General features: G+C 56.1%; 20 protein-coding genes and 1 pseudogene. 7 read left to right on the top strand and 14 right to left on the bottom strand.

Annotated features, from left to right (window positions below; all coding sequences use genetic code 11):
• Nucleotides 1-183: 183 nt before the first annotated feature.
• The 4 genes from B0H98_RS10880 to B0H98_RS10865 all read left to right on the top strand — a co-directional run bounded on the left by B0H98_RS10880 (nucleotide 184) and on the right by B0H98_RS10865 (nucleotide 3,782).
• On the top strand, nucleotides 184-615 hold the full coding sequence (locus B0H98_RS10880; RefSeq protein WP_244183099.1) for a YbaN family protein: 432 nt from the start codon (nucleotides 184-186) through the stop codon (nucleotides 613-615).
• 90 nt (nucleotides 616-705) lie between these two features.
• On the top strand, nucleotides 706-1,044 hold the full coding sequence (locus tag B0H98_RS10875) for a DUF6482 family protein (protein WP_106375086.1): 339 nt from the start codon (nucleotides 706-708) through the stop codon (nucleotides 1,042-1,044).
• 144 nt (nucleotides 1,045-1,188) lie between these two features.
• Nucleotides 1,189-2,547, top strand: a complete 1,359-nt coding sequence (gene mgtE, locus B0H98_RS10870; protein ID WP_106375085.1) for a magnesium transporter — start codon at nucleotides 1,189-1,191, stop codon at nucleotides 2,545-2,547.
• 149 nt (nucleotides 2,548-2,696) lie between these two features.
• The gene (locus tag B0H98_RS10865; protein ID WP_106375084.1) at nucleotides 2,697-3,782 is read left to right on the top strand and encodes an HDOD domain-containing protein; all 1,086 of its coding nucleotides are present in this window, start codon (nucleotides 2,697-2,699) and stop codon (nucleotides 3,780-3,782) included.
• 43 nt (nucleotides 3,783-3,825) lie between these two features.
• On the opposite strand, the gene B0H98_RS10860 is transcribed toward B0H98_RS10865, so the two are convergent.
• The 4 genes from B0H98_RS10860 to B0H98_RS10845 form a co-directional block, all read right to left on the bottom strand.
• Entirely contained in the window at nucleotides 3,826-5,130 is a 1,305-nt protein-coding gene (locus tag B0H98_RS10860; protein ID WP_106375083.1) for a TRAP transporter large permease, read from the bottom strand.
• A gap of 45 nt (nucleotides 5,131-5,175) precedes the next feature.
• A complete protein-coding gene (locus B0H98_RS10855; protein ID WP_106375082.1) occupies nucleotides 5,176-5,739 on the bottom strand; it encodes a TRAP transporter small permease in 564 nt (187 codons plus the stop codon).
• Nucleotides 5,740-5,806: 67 nt separating this feature from the next.
• The gene (locus B0H98_RS10850; protein WP_106375081.1) at nucleotides 5,807-6,796 is read right to left on the bottom strand and encodes a TRAP transporter substrate-binding protein; all 990 of its coding nucleotides are present in this window, start codon (nucleotides 6,794-6,796) and stop codon (nucleotides 5,807-5,809) included.
• A 17-nt stretch (nucleotides 6,797-6,813) separates the two neighbouring features.
• Nucleotides 6,814-7,803, bottom strand: coding sequence for a LysR family transcriptional regulator (locus tag B0H98_RS10845; RefSeq protein WP_106375257.1), 990 nt, complete (start codon nucleotides 7,801-7,803; stop codon nucleotides 6,814-6,816).
• Nucleotides 7,804-8,342: 539 nt separating this feature from the next.
• Here B0H98_RS10845 and B0H98_RS10840 point away from each other — a divergent pair.
• From B0H98_RS10840 to B0H98_RS10830, 3 genes are read left to right on the top strand one after another with little or no spacing between them, the layout of a single operon-like run.
• On the top strand, nucleotides 8,343-9,095 hold the full coding sequence (locus B0H98_RS10840) for a 5-oxoprolinase subunit PxpA (RefSeq protein WP_106375080.1): 753 nt from the start codon (nucleotides 8,343-8,345) through the stop codon (nucleotides 9,093-9,095).
• Nucleotides 9,092-9,796 (top strand): 5-oxoprolinase subunit B family protein, encoded by a 705-nt coding sequence (locus B0H98_RS10835; protein ID WP_106375079.1) that lies wholly within the window; start codon nucleotides 9,092-9,094, stop codon nucleotides 9,794-9,796. The genes B0H98_RS10840 and B0H98_RS10835 overlap by 4 nt, the downstream gene beginning before the upstream one ends.
• The gene (locus B0H98_RS10830) at nucleotides 9,793-10,725 is read left to right on the top strand and encodes a 5-oxoprolinase subunit C family protein (RefSeq protein ID WP_106375078.1); all 933 of its coding nucleotides are present in this window, start codon (nucleotides 9,793-9,795) and stop codon (nucleotides 10,723-10,725) included. The genes B0H98_RS10835 and B0H98_RS10830 overlap by 4 nt, the downstream gene beginning before the upstream one ends.
• Before the next feature lie 69 nt (nucleotides 10,726-10,794).
• On the opposite strand, the gene B0H98_RS10825 is transcribed toward B0H98_RS10830, so the two are convergent.
• The 10 genes and pseudogenes from B0H98_RS10825 to B0H98_RS17065 form a co-directional block, all read right to left on the bottom strand.
• Complete coding sequence (locus B0H98_RS10825) at nucleotides 10,795-12,651, bottom strand: hypothetical protein (protein WP_106375077.1); 1,857 nt, start codon at nucleotides 12,649-12,651, stop codon at nucleotides 10,795-10,797.
• Nucleotides 12,652-12,747: 96 nt separating this feature from the next.
• A complete protein-coding gene (locus tag B0H98_RS10820) occupies nucleotides 12,748-14,217 on the bottom strand; it encodes a sodium:solute symporter family protein (protein WP_106375076.1) in 1,470 nt (489 codons plus the stop codon).
• Nucleotides 14,210-14,401: a hypothetical protein gene (locus B0H98_RS10815; protein WP_340162380.1), complete on the bottom strand. Its 192-nt coding sequence runs from the start codon at nucleotides 14,399-14,401 to the stop codon at nucleotides 14,210-14,212. Before B0H98_RS10815 ends, B0H98_RS10820 begins: the two co-directional genes overlap by 8 nt.
• Before the next feature lie 382 nt (nucleotides 14,402-14,783).
• The gene (locus B0H98_RS10810; protein ID WP_106375075.1) at nucleotides 14,784-16,730 is read right to left on the bottom strand and encodes a DUF2207 domain-containing protein; all 1,947 of its coding nucleotides are present in this window, start codon (nucleotides 16,728-16,730) and stop codon (nucleotides 14,784-14,786) included.
• Between the two features lie 34 nt (nucleotides 16,731-16,764).
• Nucleotides 16,765-17,325 carry a LemA family protein gene (locus tag B0H98_RS10805; RefSeq protein WP_106375074.1) on the bottom strand — a complete coding sequence of 187 codons (561 nt, stop codon included), beginning with the start codon at nucleotides 17,323-17,325 and terminating at the stop codon, nucleotides 16,765-16,767.
• A gap of 26 nt (nucleotides 17,326-17,351) precedes the next feature.
• A pseudogene (locus B0H98_RS17325) lies at nucleotides 17,352-17,477 on the bottom strand (IS30 family transposase); the annotation flags it as partial.
• A gap of 17 nt (nucleotides 17,478-17,494) precedes the next feature.
• Nucleotides 17,495-18,565: a hypothetical protein gene (locus B0H98_RS10800; RefSeq protein ID WP_106375073.1), complete on the bottom strand. Its 1,071-nt coding sequence runs from the start codon at nucleotides 18,563-18,565 to the stop codon at nucleotides 17,495-17,497.
• A 79-nt stretch (nucleotides 18,566-18,644) separates the two neighbouring features.
• Nucleotides 18,645-19,346 carry a hypothetical protein gene (locus tag B0H98_RS10795; RefSeq protein WP_146130250.1) on the bottom strand — a complete coding sequence of 234 codons (702 nt, stop codon included), beginning with the start codon at nucleotides 19,344-19,346 and terminating at the stop codon, nucleotides 18,645-18,647.
• 76 nt (nucleotides 19,347-19,422) lie between these two features.
• Complete coding sequence (locus tag B0H98_RS10790; protein ID WP_146130249.1) at nucleotides 19,423-20,400, bottom strand: tetratricopeptide repeat protein; 978 nt, start codon at nucleotides 20,398-20,400, stop codon at nucleotides 19,423-19,425.
• On the bottom strand, nucleotides 20,397-20,564 hold the full coding sequence (locus tag B0H98_RS17065; protein WP_167392673.1) for a hypothetical protein: 168 nt from the start codon (nucleotides 20,562-20,564) through the stop codon (nucleotides 20,397-20,399). The genes B0H98_RS10790 and B0H98_RS17065 overlap by 4 nt, the downstream gene beginning before the upstream one ends.
• Between the last annotated feature and the right edge of the window lie 48 nt (nucleotides 20,565-20,612).

Raw genomic sequence — 20,612 nt, 5'->3', positions numbered from 1 at the left:
GCCTGAGGAGCGCTCTGCTGCGCAGGCCCAGAAAATTTTAAAAAGTCGTTACCCAAGCTGCTATCCAGTAGAGAATATACAAGGCAGTCACTACGCTACAGCACAAGCCTGTGGCACCATGAGAGCTGCCATGGGCACTGACTGCTCAGGGCCAATCAAAGTGGCCTGTGAGAAGCTCGATTGATGAAAGAGAAAACACCCGGTAACGCGCAAGCTGAACAGGATATTCAGAACAGACCGATGACGCTGGTACGCGCCCTGTGGGTGGGTGTGGCGGCGTTGAGTTTTGGCGTTGGCGTGCTGGGTATATTCATTCCTTTATTACCCACCACCGAGTTCATGCTGGGTGCTGTTTACTGCGCTTCAAAAGGCTCACCGCGCTTTGAGGCGTGGATTCGCTCACGGCGCTACGTTGGGCCGCTTATTAAAAACTGGGAGTGCGAACGCGCAATCTCTCGGCGCGCCAAACTGGTGGCGGTCAGCATGATCGGTGCAAGCGCGCTGTTTATTCTGCTGCATCTGAGCAACGGCTGGCTGCGGTGGGTAATCGTCGCGATGTTGGCGGGGGTGGCTCTCTGGCTGGTAACCCGCCCCGAGCCTTCGGCCCGCGGTTAGGCACTTCCCATACAGGGCTTGCTGATTATTCAGGTGGTTATTGGCATCATGTGAATTGGAGCATACGTCAGCAGTCCAAGAGATTACGCCATGTCCTTAATACTTCCTGCCACGCTTACCCTTGATGAGCTGGCGCGCCTCTCATCCCCGCTTCCCGAGGTGGAACTGCTTGGTATCGACACGGGCTGGTATATCGTTCGCCTGCATCGACAGGAAACGGCAAGCCTGCTGGTGGATGAACGGGGAGAAACCCGGCGTTTCAGCGGCACACAATGGGTCAGCCGCGCACTGGCACCGCTGGGCTTTACTCATGGCACGCTGACCTGGTCTGAGGCTGCCGATGAAATGATTGGCAATCCGACACCACCTGTTTCTGCCCGGCAGCGCCTTGCTTACGGCGTTCGCGTAGCATTTGTTACCCGCCATTAGGGTTCGCCGATGCCTGAGCGCTGCTCTTGCTGCCGAGAATCAGCTGCGTAGCTTTTAGCCCACCCGACCGATAAGCTTCACAGTGAGCCATCAAGCGCTTCACGTGGTTGTGTCAAAAATCTGATTTTCCAAAGGATGGACTCCATGCGCGACGAAGAGAAATACACCACTACCGAGGAGCAGCTGCTGTATCTTCAAAAGCGGCTGGATGAAGAAGATACGGCCGCCTTGAACGAGCTGTTCAATGAACTCGATATTCTAGCGATTGCGCGCACTCTTGAGTCTTTCCCCGCCAAGACCCGCGACCGTCTATGGGTGTACATTCCTGACGCCTTGCTCGGTGAAGTGCTTGCCGAAGTCGATGAGGACATTCGCGGCGACTATATCGAGGGCCTGACCGCCAGCGACGTCGAACAGATCGTCAAAGGCCTGGATGCCCAGGAAGTCGCCGAGGTTCTCGATGTTGCCGACGACGAGATCAAGACCACCGTCTATGCCAGCCTCGATCAGGAAATTCGTGCCCAGGTCGAAAACCTCTATACCTATGAAGAGGACATGGTGGGCCGTTACATGGACCCGGAAACGGTCAATGTAAAGCAGGGTGTCTCACTTGAGGCGGTACAGCGCTACATTCGTATCCATCACCTTCTGGATGACGAGTCCCAGCAGATCATGATCACCGACAAGGATAAGCGCCTGCTGGGCACCCTGACGCTGATCGACCTGGTCAAGCAGGCTCAGGAGAGCATCGTTGATGAGTTCATGGACGATGCTCCTTACACGCTCAATGACCAGATGAAGGTAAGCGATGCCGCCGCCCTGCTGCGCTCCAAGGAGCTGCCTTTCGTGGCGGTGTGTAACAGCGACGGGCTGCTGGTGGGTCAGCTAAACGTCGCCGACGTGCTGGAAATTACCCAGGACGACGCGGACATGACGCTGAAGCACATGTCCGGGGTGAGCGATGAAGAGGAAGTGTTTACCCCTATTCTGCGCAGTGCCAAAAGCCGTGGCGTCTGGCTCGGGATCAACCTGCTGACCGCCTTCTTGGCAGCCTTTGTGATTGGGCGGTTTGAAGCCGTGCTGGATCAGATCGTGGCGCTTGCCATCTTGATGCCCGTCGTGGCCAGCATGGGCGGGATTGCGGGAAGCCAGACCCTGACAGTGGTCATACGCGGCCTGGCCCTTGGCCAGCTGGCGGGTAACAACAAGCAGTGGCTCTACAACAAGGAGCTGTGGGTCGGCATGAGCAACGGCCTGGTGTGGGCGCTGGTGGTCGGCGCGGTTTCCTATCTCTGGTTTGGCGACCCGCTCATTACCCTGGTGATTACGCTGGCGATCTTTATCAATATGAGCCTTGCCAACCTGTCCGGCGTGCTCATTCCGCTGGTGCTGAAAAGGCTGCAGATCGACCCGGCGTTATCCGGTGCGGTGATCTTGACCACGGTGACCGACGTGGTCGGTTTTCTGTCTTTTCTGGGGCTGGCGACGGTGATTATTCTGTAATCACGCCAGCTGATGCGCCCAGCCGATAGCAGGCTTGAGCTGCTATTCACCACGCGTATCGAGTAGAAAATGTCAGCGCCCAGCGGCGATAGGGTAAAATCCACACGTTTAACCGCTGCCCTTGGCGTTGAAATGTATCAGGAGGAAATATGACGGGGCCCAACGATACGCTCTATATGTCGCTCACCCATGAGCTGCCGGCGTTTCTAAGCAAATCACTGCTACAGTGCACACGCTTGCCCGCCATGCCCTCCGTTGCCCTTCGCGTGCTGGATATCGCCCGTGCACCTAAAGCGACGCTCAATGACTATGCCAAGGCGATCGAGAACGACCCGGCGCTTACGCTGCGCCTGATTGCCCTGGCCAACAGCGCCTACTACGCCCGCAGCACTGCCCGCGCCCAAACGTGCCTGGACGCCATGCAGCGCCTGGGGCTGAACGCAACGCTTGCGGTGATACTCGGGTTTACCCTGTTCAAGCATGCCCAGGGCGATGATCACCACAACCGCATGTGGCAGCGCTCCATCACCTCGGCACTGATTGCCCGCTACCTGGCCGAGCAGCTTTGCCCGGAAAGCAGCGGCACCGCCTTTACCCTGGCCCTGTTGCAGGATATCGGCATTTTGGCGCTTCAGGCGGCCTATCCTGAGGAGGCCGACGCCCTGTACGCCGACGCCACGCTTTCCCACGGTGAAACAACCCAGGGTGAACGGGCACACTTCGGCTGCGACCACACGCTGGTGGGTGCCTGGCTTGCCGCCAAGTGGGGCATGCCCGACCCAACGGTCATGGCCATACGTGAAAGCCACGACAGTTTTTTGGTGAAGGATAAGCTGCTGCTGTGCGTGCGGCTCGCCGGCCCGATTGCAGATGCCTGGGTCTCCCGAAGCGCAGCGTCAAAACTTGCCGCCGTGCTGTATCAATTAAAAAGCGTAAGCCATACCAGCGCGCTGGAGCTGGATGATGTGCTGCATCATGTTCAGCAGCAAAGCGACATACTCGCCAATGCGTTAAGAATGACCGCCCCGGTCGAGGTAGACAGCACGACCCTGCTCAGCGAAGCCCACCAGCTGCTTTTCCAGCACACCTTGGCGCTGGGCACGCAGTTGGACGACCAGCAGCAGGCGCTAGCCTCGTTACGCTCCTCTGATGCAAACCAGCAAGTGCGTAGCCTGCGTGACGCCTCGCTCGCCATTCGCCGCTCGGGATTGGGCCGCAAAGCCGGGAAAATCTGATTCAGCCGTGACCATCAGGCCGCCAAGTGGCGGCCTGAGGCTGTTAGCTGTTCATGGCGTAGGGCAGGTAAAGCGCAATCGCGGGGAAAAAGTGCATCAGCGCGATGGCCAGCAGCATCAGCAAGAAAAACGGCAGCGTCGCCCGGGTGATGGTCAGAATATCCTTGCCGGTCAGCCCCTGAATCACAAACAGGTTGAACCCGACCGGTGGGGTAATCTGCGACATTTCCACGACCACCACCAGGTAGATACCAAACCAGATCAGATCAAACCCGGCGGCGTTGATTACCGGCATGATAACCGCGGTTACCAGCAGAATCAGCGAGATACCGTCCAGAAAGCAGCCCATGATCAGCAGCAGCAGCGTCAAGGCCACCAGCAGCATGGTGGGCGACAGGCCCATTTCGCCAATGGTACGGGCCAGCTGGATGGGCACCTGGGTAAAGCCCATGGCCGAGGTCAGAAACGATGCGCCGGCAATGATGAAGGCGATCATGCAGGCGGTGCGAATCGCGGCAAACAGCGAGCTCTTGAATATCTGGGCGGTAAAGTGGCCGTTCCAGCGGGCGATGGCCATGGAAAGCACGACCCCGACCGCTGCCGCTTCCGTTGGCGATGCCAGCCCGCCATAAATAGACGTGATGATGCCGCCAATCAGCACCAGAATCGGCGCCAGCGCCCAGGTATTGCGAAGCTTTTCGGCGAAGCTCATGGAGGACTCGTCCTCACCGGTAAGCCCGGCGCGATTGCCCTTGAGCAGTGCCCACAAGATCAGATAGGCCATGAACAGCGCCAGAATCATGAGGCCGGGCCCCACACCCGCCATGAAGAGCCGCGAAATCGACTGCTCGGTCACCACACCATAAACGATCAGCATGATGGAAGGCGGAATCAAGAGGCCGAGCGTCGAGGCACTGGCCAGCGTGCCGATCGCCATATTGCTGTCGTAGCCGCGCCGCTCAAGCTCCGGCAGGGTCATCTTGCCTACGGTGGCGCAAGTGGCGGCAGAAGAGCCGCATACCGCCGCAAACATGCCGCTACCGATGATATTGGTGTGCAGCAGCCGTCCCGGCAGGCGGTTCAACCAGGGCGAGATGCCGCGAAACATGTTGTCGGCAAGTCCGGAGCGAAAGAGTATTTCGCCCATCCAGATAAACATGGGCAGCGCGGTCAGGTCCCAGCCGTAGCTGGCGCCCCAGAAATCCGAGGCCAGAATAGAACCCGGGGCAAACGGGCTAAAGAACTGTAGCGCCACCCACGCGGTGCCGATCAGGGCAAAGGCGATCCATACGCCTCCACCCAGCAGAAGCAGTAGGGTGAAAATAGTCACCAGGCTGAGTGTTAGCACGAGGTGTTCTCCAACATAACGTGGCCAAGCGGCGTCGGCAGGGAATCAGTGTATTTCGCTGTCATCAATGGAAGTCGCTTCGCGAAAGCTTGAGGGGTCACGCAGGGCAATGCGCAGCGCCATCAGCAGTGCTTCCAGCAGGGCAAGCACCAATAGACTCACGCTGACCACCAGCACGCTTTGAGGAATCCAGAGCGGTATGGACAAGAATCCCGAGGAGACGTCGTTGTATTGCAGGCTTTCCCTGGCCAGAGCTATCAGCTCGTAGCCCAGTATCAGGCTGATAAACAGCGCCATCAGTAGCGCCGCCACCTCAAACCATACGCGAATGGCCGAAGGCAGGCGCGAAATCAGCAGCGTCACGCGAATATGGGCGTGGTGCACAAAGGTATAGGCAAGACCCAGAAAGGTAGCCCCTACCAGCAAATAGGCTGCCATTTCGGAAACGCCGGTGATGCTGATCCCCAAGCGTTTCATACCTGCCAGAATCAGCAGCGCGTCTACTAAGCGAAAGGTGACCTGCAGCGCAATCAGCGCACAAATCGCCATCATGCAAGCCGCGGCCCCCCACGCACCGAGGCGGTAGAGCTTGTCGAATTTGAACGTCATTTCGTTATCTCACCGAGCGGGTGGGTGAAAGAGGCGGCCAGGCCGCCTCTGGAAAGGGTTATTTCTCTTAATTGCCCTGCTGTTCGCGGTAAGCCTGAAGGGCCGCTTCGGCTTCATCATCAGCACGGCTCAACCAGTCTTCAAAGAGTTGATCACCCGCTTGCTGAAGCGCCGCCGCCACCTCTTCGTTGGGCGTGGATACGCTGATACCGTTCTCCTCAAGCTTGGCAAGGCTTGCGTCGTTGTCGTCACGGCTCAACTGCCAGCCACGCTCTTCGGCGCGCGCGGCGGCTTCCATCAAGGCTTCCTGAGTTGCTTCATCCAAACGGTCGAAGCTGCGCTGGCTGATAAATACGATGTTCTTGGGCAGCCACAGATTCGCATCGGTGTAGTAGGACACGTAGTCCCAGGCGGTCATGGAATTACCGGTAGAGCTTGAGGTAATCATGGCATCCACCCGGCCCGTGCTGAATGCGGTCGGGATGTCGGACTCTTCGGTCTCGGTAGGGCTGCCGCCCAGGTTGTTAACGAATCGTTGGGTATTGATGTTGGGCGCACGCACCCGCAGGCCTTCGAACTGCTCGGGGTCGGTCAACTCGTTGGCGGTATAGATGCCCTGGGCGGGCCAGGCCACGGCATACAGCGGGATCAGGCCTTCGTAGGCAAAAAGCTCGGTAATCATCGGCTTGGTAGCCTGCCACAGCGCGTAGGCGTCGTCGTAGCTGCCCGCCACGCCGGGAAGCGTATCGACCTCGAAGATCGGGTCGTCGTTGGAAAGCACCGACAGGAACACTTCACCCGCATCGATGGTACCGCGGCGTACCGAGGGTTTGATCTCCCCGTGGGATACCAGCGAGCCACCGCTATGCACGGTAATCGTCAGCTCGCCATCGGTAGCTTCCGCCACGTCTTCGGCAAACTGCTTGGTGTTCTGGGTGTGGAAGCTGGCATCACCGTAAGGGGTAGCCATGGTCCACTGGGCCGCCTGAGCGGAGGCTGATGCCGCCAGGCCATAGGCGGTTGCGAGAAGCAATGGGGTCGCGATACGCATACGCATGATTGATATCCTTGTGTTTATATTAGTGGAGGTGGTGCGTTGGGGGTGGTAAGGGAGGCGCCTGGCTGCACCCAGCGCCCCTTGAAAAGTGCGTTGGTCAACTCGGTACGGCGGTCATGCGCGTAGGCGTAGGCCGTCTTCTGGGCCAAGCGGCCTACGCTTCTGCAAAAGCGGGGATGATTGGCGCGACGCCAGATCACATCATAGTTCATGGGCGGTAGCGGCACCGGCAGCGCCAGGCGTAGAAGCTCGCCACGCCGCCATTCATCCAGCACCGTGGCGACCGGCAGTGCGCCGATGCCCAAACCCTCAGTGGTCAGGCGTACGATGGTCATCAGCGTACTGACGCTATGAATGCGTGGATGGGTCACGCCCTGCTCCGCCAGGTACTGCACCAGTTCGACGTAGGGGCGGGCCAGTTTGCCAAACGAAATGAATGGCAACTTATTGCACCACGCCTCGGCGCTTTCGTTGAGCATGTCGGCATGCCGGGGCGATACGAACATGCCCATCTCATACGGGCTTAACGCTTCGTATTCGATCTGCGCCTGCGGCAGATAGCCGTTCATGGCCAGCAGAATGTCCAGCTCGTTACCTGCCAGCCGCTCGTTCAGGGCGGGTGAGTAATCCACCGTCAGCTCGATGATCAATCGCGGATAGCGCTCGGTCAGCTGATGCATGAATTCCGGAAACCAGCTGTGCACGATCGTTTCAATAGTGCCCAGGCGCAGCGGTGCGGAGTACTCTTCCTCACTGTCGAAGAGCCTCATGGCTTCATCGCGCTGGTTGAGCATACGCTCGGCATGCGGAAAAAATTCTCGCCCGCGCATGGTGGGTTGAACCGGGCGGGCCGAACGCTCCAACAGCAGCTCGCCTACGGTCGCCTCCAGGCGTGAGATACGCTCGGACACCGAAGGCTGGGTCAGATGCAGACGCGCCGCCGCCTTGCGAAAGGAGCCGAGCCTGACGGCCCACACAAAGGCTTCAAGTTCTTTGAAATCGAGCATAGTGTTGCCTAACCCACGCGTTGAATCATTGAACGGCATCGGCATGGCAGCCATCTTTCAAGATATCTGCTCGCCGGGCTGGTAACGGGCATCAAACCCCGTTGCTGCCGATAATGCAATTTCAAGGCCAACGAACCTGTTATCAGGTCATATCGTTGCCACGTGGCGGGCGTGCGCATGGCTTACTCCTCGAAGCGGCTTTTGCTGCTCATTATTATTAACGGCTTGAGGCAAAAATACGTTCCGGCTTGTCGCTTATTAATGGCTGTTTATTTATTTGATAATCGTATCGAGCGCCAGCGTCAACACTTTTTATAATAAATAACAATATGATAGAAACCGCCGATACTCAATATCGCCAAAAACGATTGGCACTGAAAAGCGTCTCTCCCATATATTGAAACGCACACAAAGCGCGTCTTATATCCGGCTTCAATAATAATCGCTATAGCATCACCAGCACTTTCTCTCTCTTAGCCGCCGTTTAAAAACGTTTAATAACGCTTTCAACAATATTTTCAACAACAACAGGAGTCGTCATGGCCGTTCCTCTGCTCAACTGCGACATGGGCGAAAGCTTCGGTAACTGGACCCTTGGCCTGGATGCCGAGGTCATGCCTTACGTTGACTGTGCCAATATCGCCTGTGGCTTTCACGCCTCCGACCCTCACGTGATGCGCCGCACGGTCGCGCTGGCCGCCGAACACGGCGTGCGTATCGGCGCCCATCCGGGCTATCCGGATCTGGTGGGTTTTGGACGACGCTCCATGGCCTGCTCGGCGGCAGAAGTCGAGGACATGATGCTTTATCAGGCCGGCGCGCTTGCCGGCATCTGCCGCGCCGAAGGCACCGAGCTTGCCTATATCAAGCCCCACGGCGCCATGTATAACGACATGGCGGCCAACCTGGAGCTACTGGAAGGCGCCATGCGCGCCGTGCGGGCGTTTGATCCAAGCCTGCCGCTGATGGTGATGTCCACTGCGGATGCCGACTCGCACCGCGAACTGGCAGCCAGAATGGGCATCACGCTGTGGTTCGAGACCTTTGCCGACCGCGCCTACGAGGCCAACGGCCACCTGGCCTCGCGCCGCCTGCCGGGGGCGGTGCATCACGACCAGGCCACGATCGTCGCTCAGGCCATTGCCCTGGCCAAGGGCGAAGCCCTGACCGCGCGCGACGGCACGCCGCTGTACCTGCCCTGCGATACGCTCTGCGTGCATGGCGACAACCCTGAATCCATGGCGGCCGTACACGCCATCCGCCAAGCCTTTCAAGCGTTGGAGTCAGTGTGAAACCACGTCTGGAAACCGCTGCCATGGACGCGCTGACCGTGCGTTTATTCGATACCATCGATGAAGGCAACATGGCCTGGATCATCCCCGCCGATACCGCCTTGCGTCAGGCGTTCGGTGATGCGCTGATCGACCTGATCCCCTCCTACACCACGCTGCTGGTTCACTACGACTGCCGTCAGTTGGGCTTTGCCGAGGCCACGGCCCTGGCGCGAAACGCTCTGAATGATTTACAGCCTGCCGATATTCAGAACGGCCAGCTGCATGAAATCCCCGTGTGGTACGACGCAAGCGTCGGCCCCGAGCTTGCCCCGGTCGCCAAGCGCGCCGGTATCAGCGTCGAGCAGTTGATTACACGCCACTGCAGTCACGATTACTGCGTGTTTGCCCTGGGCTTTGCACCGGGTTATGGCTTTATGGGCCTGGTGGATGAGGGGCTTGCCACGCCGCGCCTGAAAACACCGCGCCAGCGCGTGGCCGCCGGAAGTGTGGGTATCGCCGACCGGCAAACCGCTATCTATCCTCTGCTCTCGCCCGGCGGCTGGAACATTCTAGGTCGCACCGCCGTGCCGCTGTTCGAGTACGCCAAACGCGGCGAGCCTCTCTTTCGCCCCGGCGACAAGGTACGCTTCAAGGCAATTTCGAAAGCGGAATTTGAAGCGGCAGGCGGCGATACCACCCCGCTGGAGGAGCGCTCATGAGCACCGCCACCCTTAGCGTGAAACAGGCAGGGCCACTGGCGCTGATTCAGGATGGCGGGCGGTTTGGGGTCGGTCATCTTGGCGTTACCCAGAGCGGAGCGGCGGACTGGATCTCGTTTTACTGGGCCAACTGGCTGCTGGGCAATGCGCTGGACAGCACTGCGCTCGAGATCGTGCTGGGTGGCAACCTGACCCTGGAAGCCAGCCACGACGTTTGCCTAGCCCTGGCCGGCGCCGACCTGGATGCTCGGATCAACGATCACCCTCTGGCGCCTAATACCTGCTTTACCCTGAAAGCCGGGCAGCGCTTGGTATTTCGTCAGCCGCGCGCCGGGCTGCGGGCCTATCTCGCCTTTCCGGGTGGACTGAAGGCGCCGGAAGTCCTTGGCAGCCACGCCTGCACCGCCCGCGAGCAGCTCGGTGGCCTGCACGAAGACGGCAAGCCGCTGCAAACCGGCGATCAACTTGTCTGGCTGAGCCAGAAGCCACAGGCCACCCGTCAGTTGCCCGAGGCGCTCGCCCCGGCCATGCCCGGCCAGCACTGCACGCTCCCGCTGGTGCTGGGCTCCCAGGCAGCTCACTTTGCCGGGCGCAGCCTGTATCAGGCGTTCAACCAGCCGTGGAAGGTGGACCAGCGTGCCGACCGCATGGGCGTTCGCCTGACCGGCCAGGCGCTGAACAGCAGGCTGGGCGGGATCATTTCTGAAGGGATTCCCCTGGGCGCCGTACAGATACCGCCGGACGGTCAGCCCATCGTGCTGATGAACGACCGCCAGACGATTGGCGGCTATCCCCGCATCGGCGCCATCACACGAAGCGCCTGCGCCCGCCTCTCCCAATGCCTGCCCGGCACCGAGGTGTGGCTTCAGCCAGTGAGCGCGACCCAAGCGCAGGTGGATTATCGAAAGCAGCTGGCGGTGTGGCGTTAAATCCACTTATGGTAGAAGGCACTTATCGGCGTGCCTTCTACCGCTGACGGCTGGTTGACCGCAGCAGGACTAGGCTTCAAGCGCGCTTTCCTGCTCCTCTATCGAAGCAGGGAGGTCGGTGTCCATTTTCAGCTTGATGACTTCGATTTCCCCCTGTTGCCAGATTTCTATCGACTCAGGCAGGCCATAGAAGTAATAGATCTCCCTAGCCTCACCAGATTCAGTAGGCAGTGATGTATTGGTAACTTCCTGCAGATAACGCTCACTTTCATCCTTGGCAAAGAAGTAACTCGTCGTACCGCTTTCCAACCCAGCGGCCTCGAACGAAAAGGAGGCGTGATCAATGATGAGCGCGTTCCCTTCGATTTCAATGCCCTCTGGGAGGGCTTCCAAAGAGAAGCGCTGTTTGACGATATCAGGCGCGGTCTGTACGGGAAGTGTGACTTCAAGGCGTGCAGGATATTCGGGAAACGTGTCCGGATTGTACTCGACACGGCTTACCATGAATCGATACAACTGCTCATGATCAGCGGGCAGTGCGATGCGATTACCCTCGGCATCAAAAAATCGTACACCCTCCTTTCCGGGTTTCTGATAACGTTCCAGGGAATCGATAAACAGGTCGCTGGCAACAGCAGGGTAATCGAAGAACACTCGATCACCATACTCATGGTCTTGTAGATATTCTCGACGTCTCTGCTCTTTTCTTACTTCAATCAACGACTGCAATTCGTCGCTGTCGTAATCTGATCGCGCTCCATCAAGAATGTACCGGTCATCGTAAACAGGTCTATCGAAATACAAGAGTGAGCTTACCGCATCTTCATCAGTAATAAGGGCGTGCCTGGAGAAGACAGATGCGTTAATTTCCTGGCGCATTTCAACGGCATCTTCACTTCTTGCCAGCAGCGTCACCCTGGCTGTATCGACATCCCCATTAAAGCCAAAAGCCTTGTAGTGAATGTGCTCTTCTTGTGCCCATTCCTCTCTATACGCCATGATTTCCTGGCGAATCTGCTCTTCATCCAGCTCCCCTGCGGCCAATCTATCGACAAGATCATCCAACAGCACCTCGAACTCCAGATAGTAGGCCAAGGGCTCGCTGCGATTGGAGTTTCTGCTCACATAGCGGCCATTGGCGGAAATAGCTTCGCCGACGATATCGTGATCCCTCAAGGGCAGTGCATCGCTCTGCGCCTCGTTGACCTCTATCACATAGGCATACTCGCTCATATCCACCAGAGTCACATCGATCCCCGAGGCACTCTTGGTCGACCCTATATCTTCTGCAGAGAACTCGAGCGCCACGACATTATCGGGTAGTTGAGTAAAAAACTCTCCTTTCAGGGCAACGGGTTCAGCTTCATGGTCAACCGGATAGTCCACAATACAGTAGCGACCTTGCTGCGAGCTGAAGGGTCCTGGAGAGATATCAGGAAGATCCGCCACCTCGCCATTATCGAACGCCACTTCCCACCAATCTAATCTCTTCGCGAAAGGGTAGTCGAAGGGCTCCTGCACAACGAGACACTCATGATTATGCTCAACTGCAAAATGTACTGCATGGCTTTTGAGATAAATATCGGTCAGCGCTTCAGGACTCTCATAATCATTCAATCGCGCAAAGCGTGGCTCCGTGTATTCGTTGCCGTAGGACGGCCCAGCGGGCAGTGCCAGTGCACCAAGTGCCTCATAGATAAATTCCATGGATTCGTTCCAGAGCAGCCCTGCCAACGCTTGATCCTGCATTTCCTCGAGCCTGCTCCCCCTGGCGTCGTGCCGCTCAATGATCCGATCTTGTTGCTTGAGAATTCGTAGCGTTCTTTCCCGATGACTCTCGTTCTCATCGCTGGCAGCCGCCAAAAGTGAGTAGGCCGCGCCTACTAGGCAAACCAGCCCCATCGCAATCCCTGCCGTTTTCTTCATTTTTATCACCACGCTTTTATTGTCCACAAACGCTAAAGCCGTTGATAACGAACGTCTGAAAATTGAATTGATTACTGGTACGTTTCTACACTCGCCTCATCGGCGGTTCAGTGGCCCATCATCGACCGCCCACAGAAACGCATCGACGGATGGCACGTGGGGCTTGGTAACCAGGCTGACGCCCACAAACAAGAACGTGGCGACAACGATTCCCCAGATGCCGGCCGGCAAACCCAGCAAGGAATTACCCGTAGCGTACATCAGCAGCACAAAGGCGCTGGTGCCCAGCACGCTTGCCAGCGCCCCGGCGGCCGTACCGCGCCGCCAGTAAAACGCGCCGATGATGGCAGGCACGACGGCCACCAGGCCTGACGAAGTGGCCACTGACAGCACCGCTATCAGGTCCAGCTGCAGCTCGGCAAAGCCAAGCGCCAGCAGGGCAATCACGGGAATCACGATCTTGCCCATCAACAGTTGGCGCTTCTCGTTCACCCCCGGTTTAGCGTTGGCATAGACATCCCGTGACAGCATGGACGCCAGGGTCAGCATGATCGAATCAATGGTGGACACCGCTGCCGCCATGATCCCCACCATCACGATGACACCCAGCACCGGAGGCACAAGGTTGGATGCCAACAGTGTGGGGGTTGCCAGGTCCGCACGGGCAAGGTCCGGGAACGCCGCCAGCGCGGAAAAGCCCCACAACACCGACACCAGCGTATAGACCAGACCGAACACCAGAAAGCCAATCAACATCTGGCGCATGGCGCGCAGCGAAGACGGCATGAACAAGCGCTGGCTTACCTGTGGATTGGAAAGGCTGAAAAAGAACCAGGGAATGCTCAATCCCAGAAAGGTTACCAAACTGAAGACACCTGAACCCGGTACGCTCAGCGAAGCCGGGTGCTCGGCTTCAAGGGTACCGAACAGGCCGCTGAAGCCGCCCAGCCCTTGAACCACCAGAAAGGCCACCAGGGTAGAGGCGATAATCATCATCAGCGCCTGGAGGGAGTCGGTCCACATGACCGAGCGGATACCGGCAATGTAGGAGAAGAAAATGGCAATGGCCGTGGCGATCACGATACCTGTGGTAAAGGGGATGGCACCGTCCGTCATCCCCTGCAGCAGGTAGCCCACCCCAGCCAACTGAACGGCAGAGTACGGAATCAAGAACACACAGCTGGCAAGCGAAACCGCCATGGCCACGTGCCGGTTGTTATAACGGTAGCCCAGCATCTCACTGGGTGTAACAAACCCGAATTTCCTGCCCACCGCCCAGAATCGAGGCCCGAAAATCGCCACCAGCGATACACCGGCAAAGTAGATAATTTCAAAGCCCAGTGCCCCGACACCGCCTGCATAAGTAAGCCCGGCAAGACCCACCATCATGAAAGCGCTATAGGTGGTTGCGCTGTAGCTCAAGGCCGACACCACCCCGTTCATCTGCCGGTTACCCAGAAAATAGCCCGACATGCTGTCTGCCGCACCCTGGCGTGAGAGCACCGCAATCCCTGTCGCCGCCAGTACATAGATGGCAATCGACCACCAGATCATCGACTCACTCATGGTCATGATCCTCGAAATCTCGAGTAATAAAGATATTCAGGGCGATAACGGCCACCCCCGCACAGGCCCAGAACAGAAAGCTGCCGTACCAGGCCGCCACATTGGTCAAAAGTGTATAAGGCACCAGGCAGCTCAAGAGCACCACGCACCAGACTGCCCATATCCATTTGCTGCGCTTCACCATTCACCTCGTATTTCAGCATGACGCAAGCATGTTTATGCCCGCCTACGGCTGGATAATCGATAGCCTAAATACAGGCTTGCCATAGCCAAGCATACCGCAAACGCCGCGGCTCTCCCTCCGCCCTGCAGGCATCGCCGCCTACGTGGTCTGTGCCTAGCATTAAAATGACAGTGATCGAGCTTGAGTGGCAGGTGTAAACATCTCGGTTTTAGCGGCATCGCTGATCAGGTGCTTGGTCCCGGCATGTAACGGTTTATGGCATGACCCCTACACTCCAGGACCAAACAACTGAGTACTCTAAGGAAAAAGTCACCCTCGACGAGTTTCGTCAGTGAATCAGCCAGTGCATAGTGTCGCTGGCGGCCCCATCATGCGGCGAAAACTACCAACCACCGCCACCACCACCACCACCGCCTCCGCCTGAAAAACCACCACTGGAGGAGCCGCTGCTGCCGCTCGAAAAGCCGGAGCTAGAGGAAGAGGCGGGCTGCGCTGCCATCATGGCCGACGTGACGCCTGTGGTGATGCCACTCATGCTCGGAGAAAGACGCTCCGAGGTGAAACCGTCCCCGCTATACCAATGAGGCCGGTAATCCGACTCGACGTCGCTGATCGCGTGTCGTGTCAGATCATTCTCGAAGCGCTCCGTCCAGGGCTTCTCGACACCAAGTGCCATGGCGTAGGGTAATATCGCCTCATAGCGCAACACCGTCATATCTGGCTCGTCACGGAAGTTGAGTCGCTCCTTCTCTGCGGTCTCAAGATACATCTTGAAACCTTCGATTTCGTCCATGACCTTGCGTCCTTGCAGGGTATGCGCTCCCATGTAAGTACCGAAGATGATACTGATCGCCAAACTCAACAAAAGGGCAATGAAAATCAAATCCATCCCGACCACATGGTAAATGCCGATCAAGTGTTTCAAGTAACTGAATATCGCCATTGCCACGATGGCACCCACCACCAAACTAACTACAAGTGGCTTCCGCCTCGCCCACTTCATGACCAGCAATAAGAGCAAAAGTGGTATGCAAGAGAGCAGCATGAAGATGAACACACCGAATTCCAACACGTTGAAATAGAGCATCTGGAGTATCGACACAACAAACAGCGCCAAGCCGAAGAGGGTATAGCCCCAGTTGCTGGTGAAGAACACCGAACGATTCTCATTTTTCAGCGCTGATATAAAACGAGACTTTGTGCGCTGGATAGCCCCCCCATGCTTGGCATCGGTAGTGACCGGACTTTTTTCGCGCAGGAAATCGAAAACGACTCGTTCGCCCGGGGGAAGCGAGTTGGGCACCTTGCCTGTCGTCTCTATCGTCATCGCCTTCTTGCCCTCCTGGTCGAGGGTCACCAACCCCTTGACGGCCAATGACACCAAGGCAGCAGAAAAAGCGGTCCAGCCGTCCTTTTCCCAGCGCCCCTTATAATAGACAAAGTGGATCAGCGCAGGAGAAAACCCTGCCGGCGGATAGAAGCGAGGAATGATGGTACCCTTGGCCGGGCTTCGGCCGACTCGATACCAAGCACAGAAGAAATAGAGGAAGACCACTAAAAGCAGAGCGGTCGGCCCGACCACCTCTCGGTAGTCCAACAACCAGTAGAGCATTTCATGAGCGACATCAGGAGAACGCAGCGTTCCTTTTTCAAAGGATACGGCAACCGTCATGCCCTCCTTAACCGCCAGCGGTTGTGTTATATCAAAACGAGCGACGTTATCCTTGAGCTGCTCCATGTGTGCCGCTTTTTCGGTCGCCCCGTGACGTCCGGTAAAGACGTCAAGCTCACGGATCTCGGCATCGGCGGGCAGTGTGACGAGTGCCGATGCCTCTAGAATCGGAAACACCCAAAAGTTTCCAGTCACATTCCAGTAGAGTTCATCGTGCTCTTGGAACATACGAGCCGCCCGATTGATTCGATAGCGTATCTCGTAGGTGTGCGTGCCATGCGGCAGGGTGGCACTGGCGCGCCCGATCCGGATACGCTTGCCGGTACTCAACGCATCGACCGTGTAGCTTTCGCGCTCTCCATCGCGCTTCACTGAGAGCACATCAAGCGTCTGCCTCACGCGGCGTCTGCCTTCGCCGCTCAGGACAGTTGGAATATCGCGAAAGATCCCACGTTGAATCTGCTCGCCCTCGGCATTAACACGGATCGTCTCGGTGATTTCCACCGAGGAATCGGGCTTTACCGTAATATCAACCTCGAACCGTTCTATGGCCTCTTCCGCCACTACCGGCAGTGCTACCATACCGGACAGCATGAGGGTAACAATAGCGAGACATAAGGTAATCGCCACCTTGCGCATAGACACTTTACTGATCATTGGATATCCCTTGCTCTATTTCCCTACCGCGCCGCTATTGGGCAAAAGCCACCTGCGGCACGCTACGACCTTCGTTATTTAGCTCGAAGTATTGGGCTTTTTCGAATCGAAAGCTTCGGGCGACGATATTGGAGGGGAAAGACTCTACCGCCACATTCAGGTTGCGCACCGTGCCGTTGTAATAGCGTCGTGCATACTGAATGTCGTTTTCCACCGTCTGCAACGCACGTTGAAACTCTAGAAACGTAGTATCTGCCTTGAGGTTCGGGTAGGCTTCCGCCACCATCAGTAGCCGCCCCAGCGCTCCAGAGAGTTGATCCTCAGCCTCACCACGCTGCACCAGAGCCCCCTTGTCTTGCGCCTCAAGTACTGCCTGCCGGGCAACCGTCACCTCATGCAACGTTGCGCGCTCGTGTCGCATGTAAGCCTTGACAGTTTCCAGCAAGCTGGGGATCAGATCGGCTCTGCGCTTCAATTGCACATCAATTCCGGACCAGCCCTCCTTGCTCAATTGCCGATACCTAACCAGACCGTTGTATAGATGAATAAAATAACCCATGAGCGCCACAAACAGCGCTACCCCTGCCCACTTCATGCTCCCCCTCCCTGTAACACCTGCATTCAACTCATAAGTGCAGCACCCGCTGTGTCCAAGGCGCTTGAGTACTCGCTCAAAAACACCTGTGCCTATGTTCTTTAACCGAGTCGCTTTCGAGGACGGTCGCTGAGCTTCTTGACCACCTGTTTCTCGACTTAGTAGAGATTCATGCCATCGATGCCGCATTCTTTGCCTGATAAGCCGCCATCTCGATCTTTCCAAGCTGTGGCGTGAGCTGGCAACGCTGGCGGCTCCAAGGGAAATCGACTTGGGCCTGGCGCTTTGCTGCCCCTTCGTTTTCCTTCCAAGCTTCCAGATCAAGATCGCGCCAGTATCGAGGGTCGCGCCCGGTTTGTCGGTCATGTTCAGCCGTGGTGGGGTCGAGGTGACGAAAGGGCTCCAATCGCGGAACATCAGGTAATGGCTGGCTGACGTCCATATAGCGTTGCAGCATGTCCCACGTCGCACGGACTTCATGCTGGTGATCCACAATGGCACTCAATGAGGTCTGGTTGAACTGTTTACCGGTGTAGCGATGCACGAACATCAGCCGATAAAAGATACCTCCCCGCTGCACCACTCGTTCAACGTAGGCATCGAATTCGATGAAGGGCGCAACGAGCGGTGGCTTTTTCTTGCCTTGGGCAAAGCTCACCATACCCGTTTGGCGGTTGAGTTCACTTTGGCGGTTTTTAAGATAGCTATTGCTTTGCTTAGCTAACCAGCCTCTCCAAGGCCTCACCAGATAAGTGCCACAGCGAATAATACCGTTCATAACGGACTGGCAGGTGTAGGCTCCGATTATTCCAGCGGCTACAACCCCCCCCCCTAAAATAAGTAGTGCGACAAACATTCCAAGAAGGCCATTATACTCAAAAACAGGGTTTAGGACCCTAGTGGACAACCAGTAAGGAAAAATTAAGAGTGAAAAAAAATATAACGCCGGGAAAGCAATTAACAATGCAGATAACCCTAGCTGACTTTTAATGAAAATTATTTTTTGATGGGTCCACCACCAATCATCTGATTCATAGAATTGCTTATTCTTCTGTTCCATATGTTGAACCAGATCCGCATCCGCACTGATCTGCTGAGCGGGATCGATATGAGCATAATCACCAAAAGGCAACAGCTCTTCGCCGACCCGACCTCTTTGCTTGGGTGTTTCCGGCAACGGGGGGATTGTTTCGCTTGTATAGGCTCCTGACGTATAGGAAGAGCAAGCAGCTTTATTCATACCTGGAACTCCTTGGTATAGCAATACTGTGGCTTCTGCTGCTTGCTGCGTTAACGTATAAACGCGTTAACGGAGTTAATCAGTTCAAATAACGGCTTTGTCTGGATAGAATCAGTTCGGTTTTCACAATCCTCGCTCGTGCCTCTTCGTTACCGCACTTTTCTGTACTACAAATGGACTCATCAAAATTATATTGTTCTAAGTTATCCGAGGCTTCAGTGTAAAAATCGTCCGCGGTATAATAATCACCCTCCTGCTGATAAGCTTTGGCAACTTCTAGTTGAACGATAGCGATACTGAGCGTATTTGCAAGATGTGGAATAATCGCCTCGGCATTTTCCACGTCGCCCTGCCTGGCCAATGAAATACCATACTTTTCCAAACGGCTATTTCTAACTTGAGCAATGGGAATTGAGCTTAATTCAATAAATTTCACTTCGTATTCTGTTAGTTGAGACGCTGCCTCTTGTTTAACTCTATTCGCCTCGTTCAAGATATCTTCAATAGATCTGCCGCCCTCTAAAGTAGGGTTAGCCTTTATTTCCTCTCCCTTACTGGTAGCGGCATACTCTGTGCGGAGTATTTCAATTCTGTGGCTCGCCTGGCTATACAGGAATAGCTTGTCGACAGCCGCTGCCGTACTGTCCAGCGAGTTAATCTCATCGACGTTCTGCATTAAATCGTTATAGAGCGCTCTTGATTCGCGAGTCTCTTTTGAGCAGCCTGCCAGCAGAAAAAAGGACATAACCAGGATTAGCACTGCACCGCTTGATATTTTCATCTATTACCCTGCAAAATAAAAATCGCTAAAATTAATATAATAATTAAAAAACATATCTGAAAGTTATTTAATCACTTCATGGACCAAAAAATTTCATCGGAAAATAGGAAAGTGGCGGCTCACGGCTGAGCCACTCCATCATCCTGCGCTCACCTTCTTCGCGCTCTTCAGGAGTGATCTTTCCCGTATCTTCAAAATAGTGAAGCGCGTTTTCAACGTGTATGTTCGGCGCTTCTTCATTCACCGCCAAGAGAATAGCCCACCCCTCGGCCGGGTCTTGTTCTACCTGACAGATGGCGTTTCTCTCATCGTTAGACTCTATGTAGCAATAGGCCAACCACTGCCTGGCGTTGATATGCCCGGCGTTAGAAGCACGTGTCATCCATTCCCAAGCTTCGTCATCATTTCCTTGCTCATGCAGAAGGCGTGATAAGCTGCTCATTGCACGTGGATATCCAGCTTCTGCGGCCCGACGGAACCATCCTTCGGCGGCGTTTAAGCGACTTATCTCATCTGGGTAGTTACTCTGGTCATTGCGTATCCGCCCTCCTAGCTTAAGCTGTGCTTCGGCATTGCCTGCTTCCGCCGACTTTTCCAGCCAGTAAAGAGGTTCGTCGTCGTATCCCAGAGTGGCGTAAAGAGGGTACAGAGCAAACATGGCTTCAATGTCGCCCGCTTCAGCACGCTGTAAAGCAATGGAAACAGCTGACTCTATCCAGTTCTCGCCTTCGTCTGGACATATCTGATGTGTTTCACAGGCTTCGCGCAGGTACAGCATGGCATACACTTCACCTTCCTGAGCGGCACGATACAGCCATTCCTGAGAATGGCTGATATGACCTAAATAAAACATTGCGTCAATATCGCCCGCTTCAGCTGCCTTCTCCAGATAGGGAATACTCGCTTCTCGCTGATGAGCATTATAAAGCCGCATGCCTTCGTTTTTTGCAGCTTGGGCCTCTTCGTTCAACGCCCAAGCCGAAGGCAACGTTAGTGCTGCTAAAGCTAACCCTGCGAAAGTGGCGACTGTCGTAGATCGTTTGAATAACATCACGGGCCAAACTTCTCGGGGAAATAGGAGAGCGGCGGTTGCAGGCCCAGCCACTCGTCTTTCATGCGCTCGCCTTCAGCGCGTTGTTCGGGGGTAAGGCTATCGCGATAGACTCGTAGTGCTCGCTCTGAGGAAGTACCCGGTACTTCCTCATTTCTGGCCAGCATAATCGCCCATCCTTTCGCAGGCTGTTTTTCTACCTGACACATTTCTCG

It is taken from the genome of Vreelandella songnenensis (assembly GCF_003002925.1).
GTDB classification, from domain to species: domain Bacteria; phylum Pseudomonadota; class Gammaproteobacteria; order Pseudomonadales; family Halomonadaceae; genus Vreelandella; species Vreelandella songnenensis.
The sequence above is the reverse complement of the archived record's forward strand: the minus strand, read 5'-3'. Positions and strand labels throughout refer to the sequence as shown.

Bases quoted from the DNA above. Each gene is read 5' to 3' on its own strand.
- B0H98_RS10795 (WP_146130250.1), bottom strand. From the start codon at position 19,346: ATGAAAATATCAAGCGGTGCAGTGCTAATCCTGGTTATGTCCTTTTTT.
- B0H98_RS10805 (WP_106375074.1), bottom strand. From the start codon at position 17,325: ATGAAGTGGGCAGGGGTAGCGCTGTTTGTGGCGCTCATGGGTTATTTT.
- mgtE (WP_106375085.1), top strand. From the start codon at position 1,189: ATGCGCGACGAAGAGAAATACACCACTACCGAGGAGCAGCTGCTGTAT.
- B0H98_RS10810 (WP_106375075.1), bottom strand. From the start codon at position 16,730: ATGATCAGTAAAGTGTCTATGCGCAAGGTGGCGATTACCTTATGTCTC.
- B0H98_RS10875 (WP_106375086.1), top strand. From the start codon at position 706: ATGTCCTTAATACTTCCTGCCACGCTTACCCTTGATGAGCTGGCGCGC.
- B0H98_RS10825 (WP_106375077.1), bottom strand. From the start codon at position 12,651: ATGAAGAAAACGGCAGGGATTGCGATGGGGCTGGTTTGCCTAGTAGGC.
- B0H98_RS10880 (WP_244183099.1), top strand. From the start codon at position 184: ATGAAAGAGAAAACACCCGGTAACGCGCAAGCTGAACAGGATATTCAG.
- B0H98_RS10815 (WP_340162380.1), bottom strand. From the start codon at position 14,401: ATGGTGAAGCGCAGCAAATGGATATGGGCAGTCTGGTGCGTGGTGCTC.
- B0H98_RS10855 (WP_106375082.1), bottom strand. From the start codon at position 5,739: ATGACGTTCAAATTCGACAAGCTCTACCGCCTCGGTGCGTGGGGGGCC.
- B0H98_RS10840 (WP_106375080.1), top strand. From the start codon at position 8,343: ATGGCCGTTCCTCTGCTCAACTGCGACATGGGCGAAAGCTTCGGTAAC.
- B0H98_RS10845 (WP_106375257.1), bottom strand. From the start codon at position 7,803: ATGCTCGATTTCAAAGAACTTGAAGCCTTTGTGTGGGCCGTCAGGCTC.
- B0H98_RS10830 (WP_106375078.1), top strand. From the start codon at position 9,793: ATGAGCACCGCCACCCTTAGCGTGAAACAGGCAGGGCCACTGGCGCTG.
- B0H98_RS10850 (WP_106375081.1), bottom strand. From the start codon at position 6,796: ATGCGTATGCGTATCGCGACCCCATTGCTTCTCGCAACCGCCTATGGC.
- B0H98_RS17065 (WP_167392673.1), bottom strand. From the start codon at position 20,564: ATGCTGGCCAGAAATGAGGAAGTACCGGGTACTTCCTCAGAGCGAGCA.
- B0H98_RS10865 (WP_106375084.1), top strand. From the start codon at position 2,697: ATGACGGGGCCCAACGATACGCTCTATATGTCGCTCACCCATGAGCTG.
- B0H98_RS10820 (WP_106375076.1), bottom strand. From the start codon at position 14,217: ATGAGTGAGTCGATGATCTGGTGGTCGATTGCCATCTATGTACTGGCG.
- B0H98_RS10800 (WP_106375073.1), bottom strand. From the start codon at position 18,565: ATGAATAAAGCTGCTTGCTCTTCCTATACGTCAGGAGCCTATACAAGC.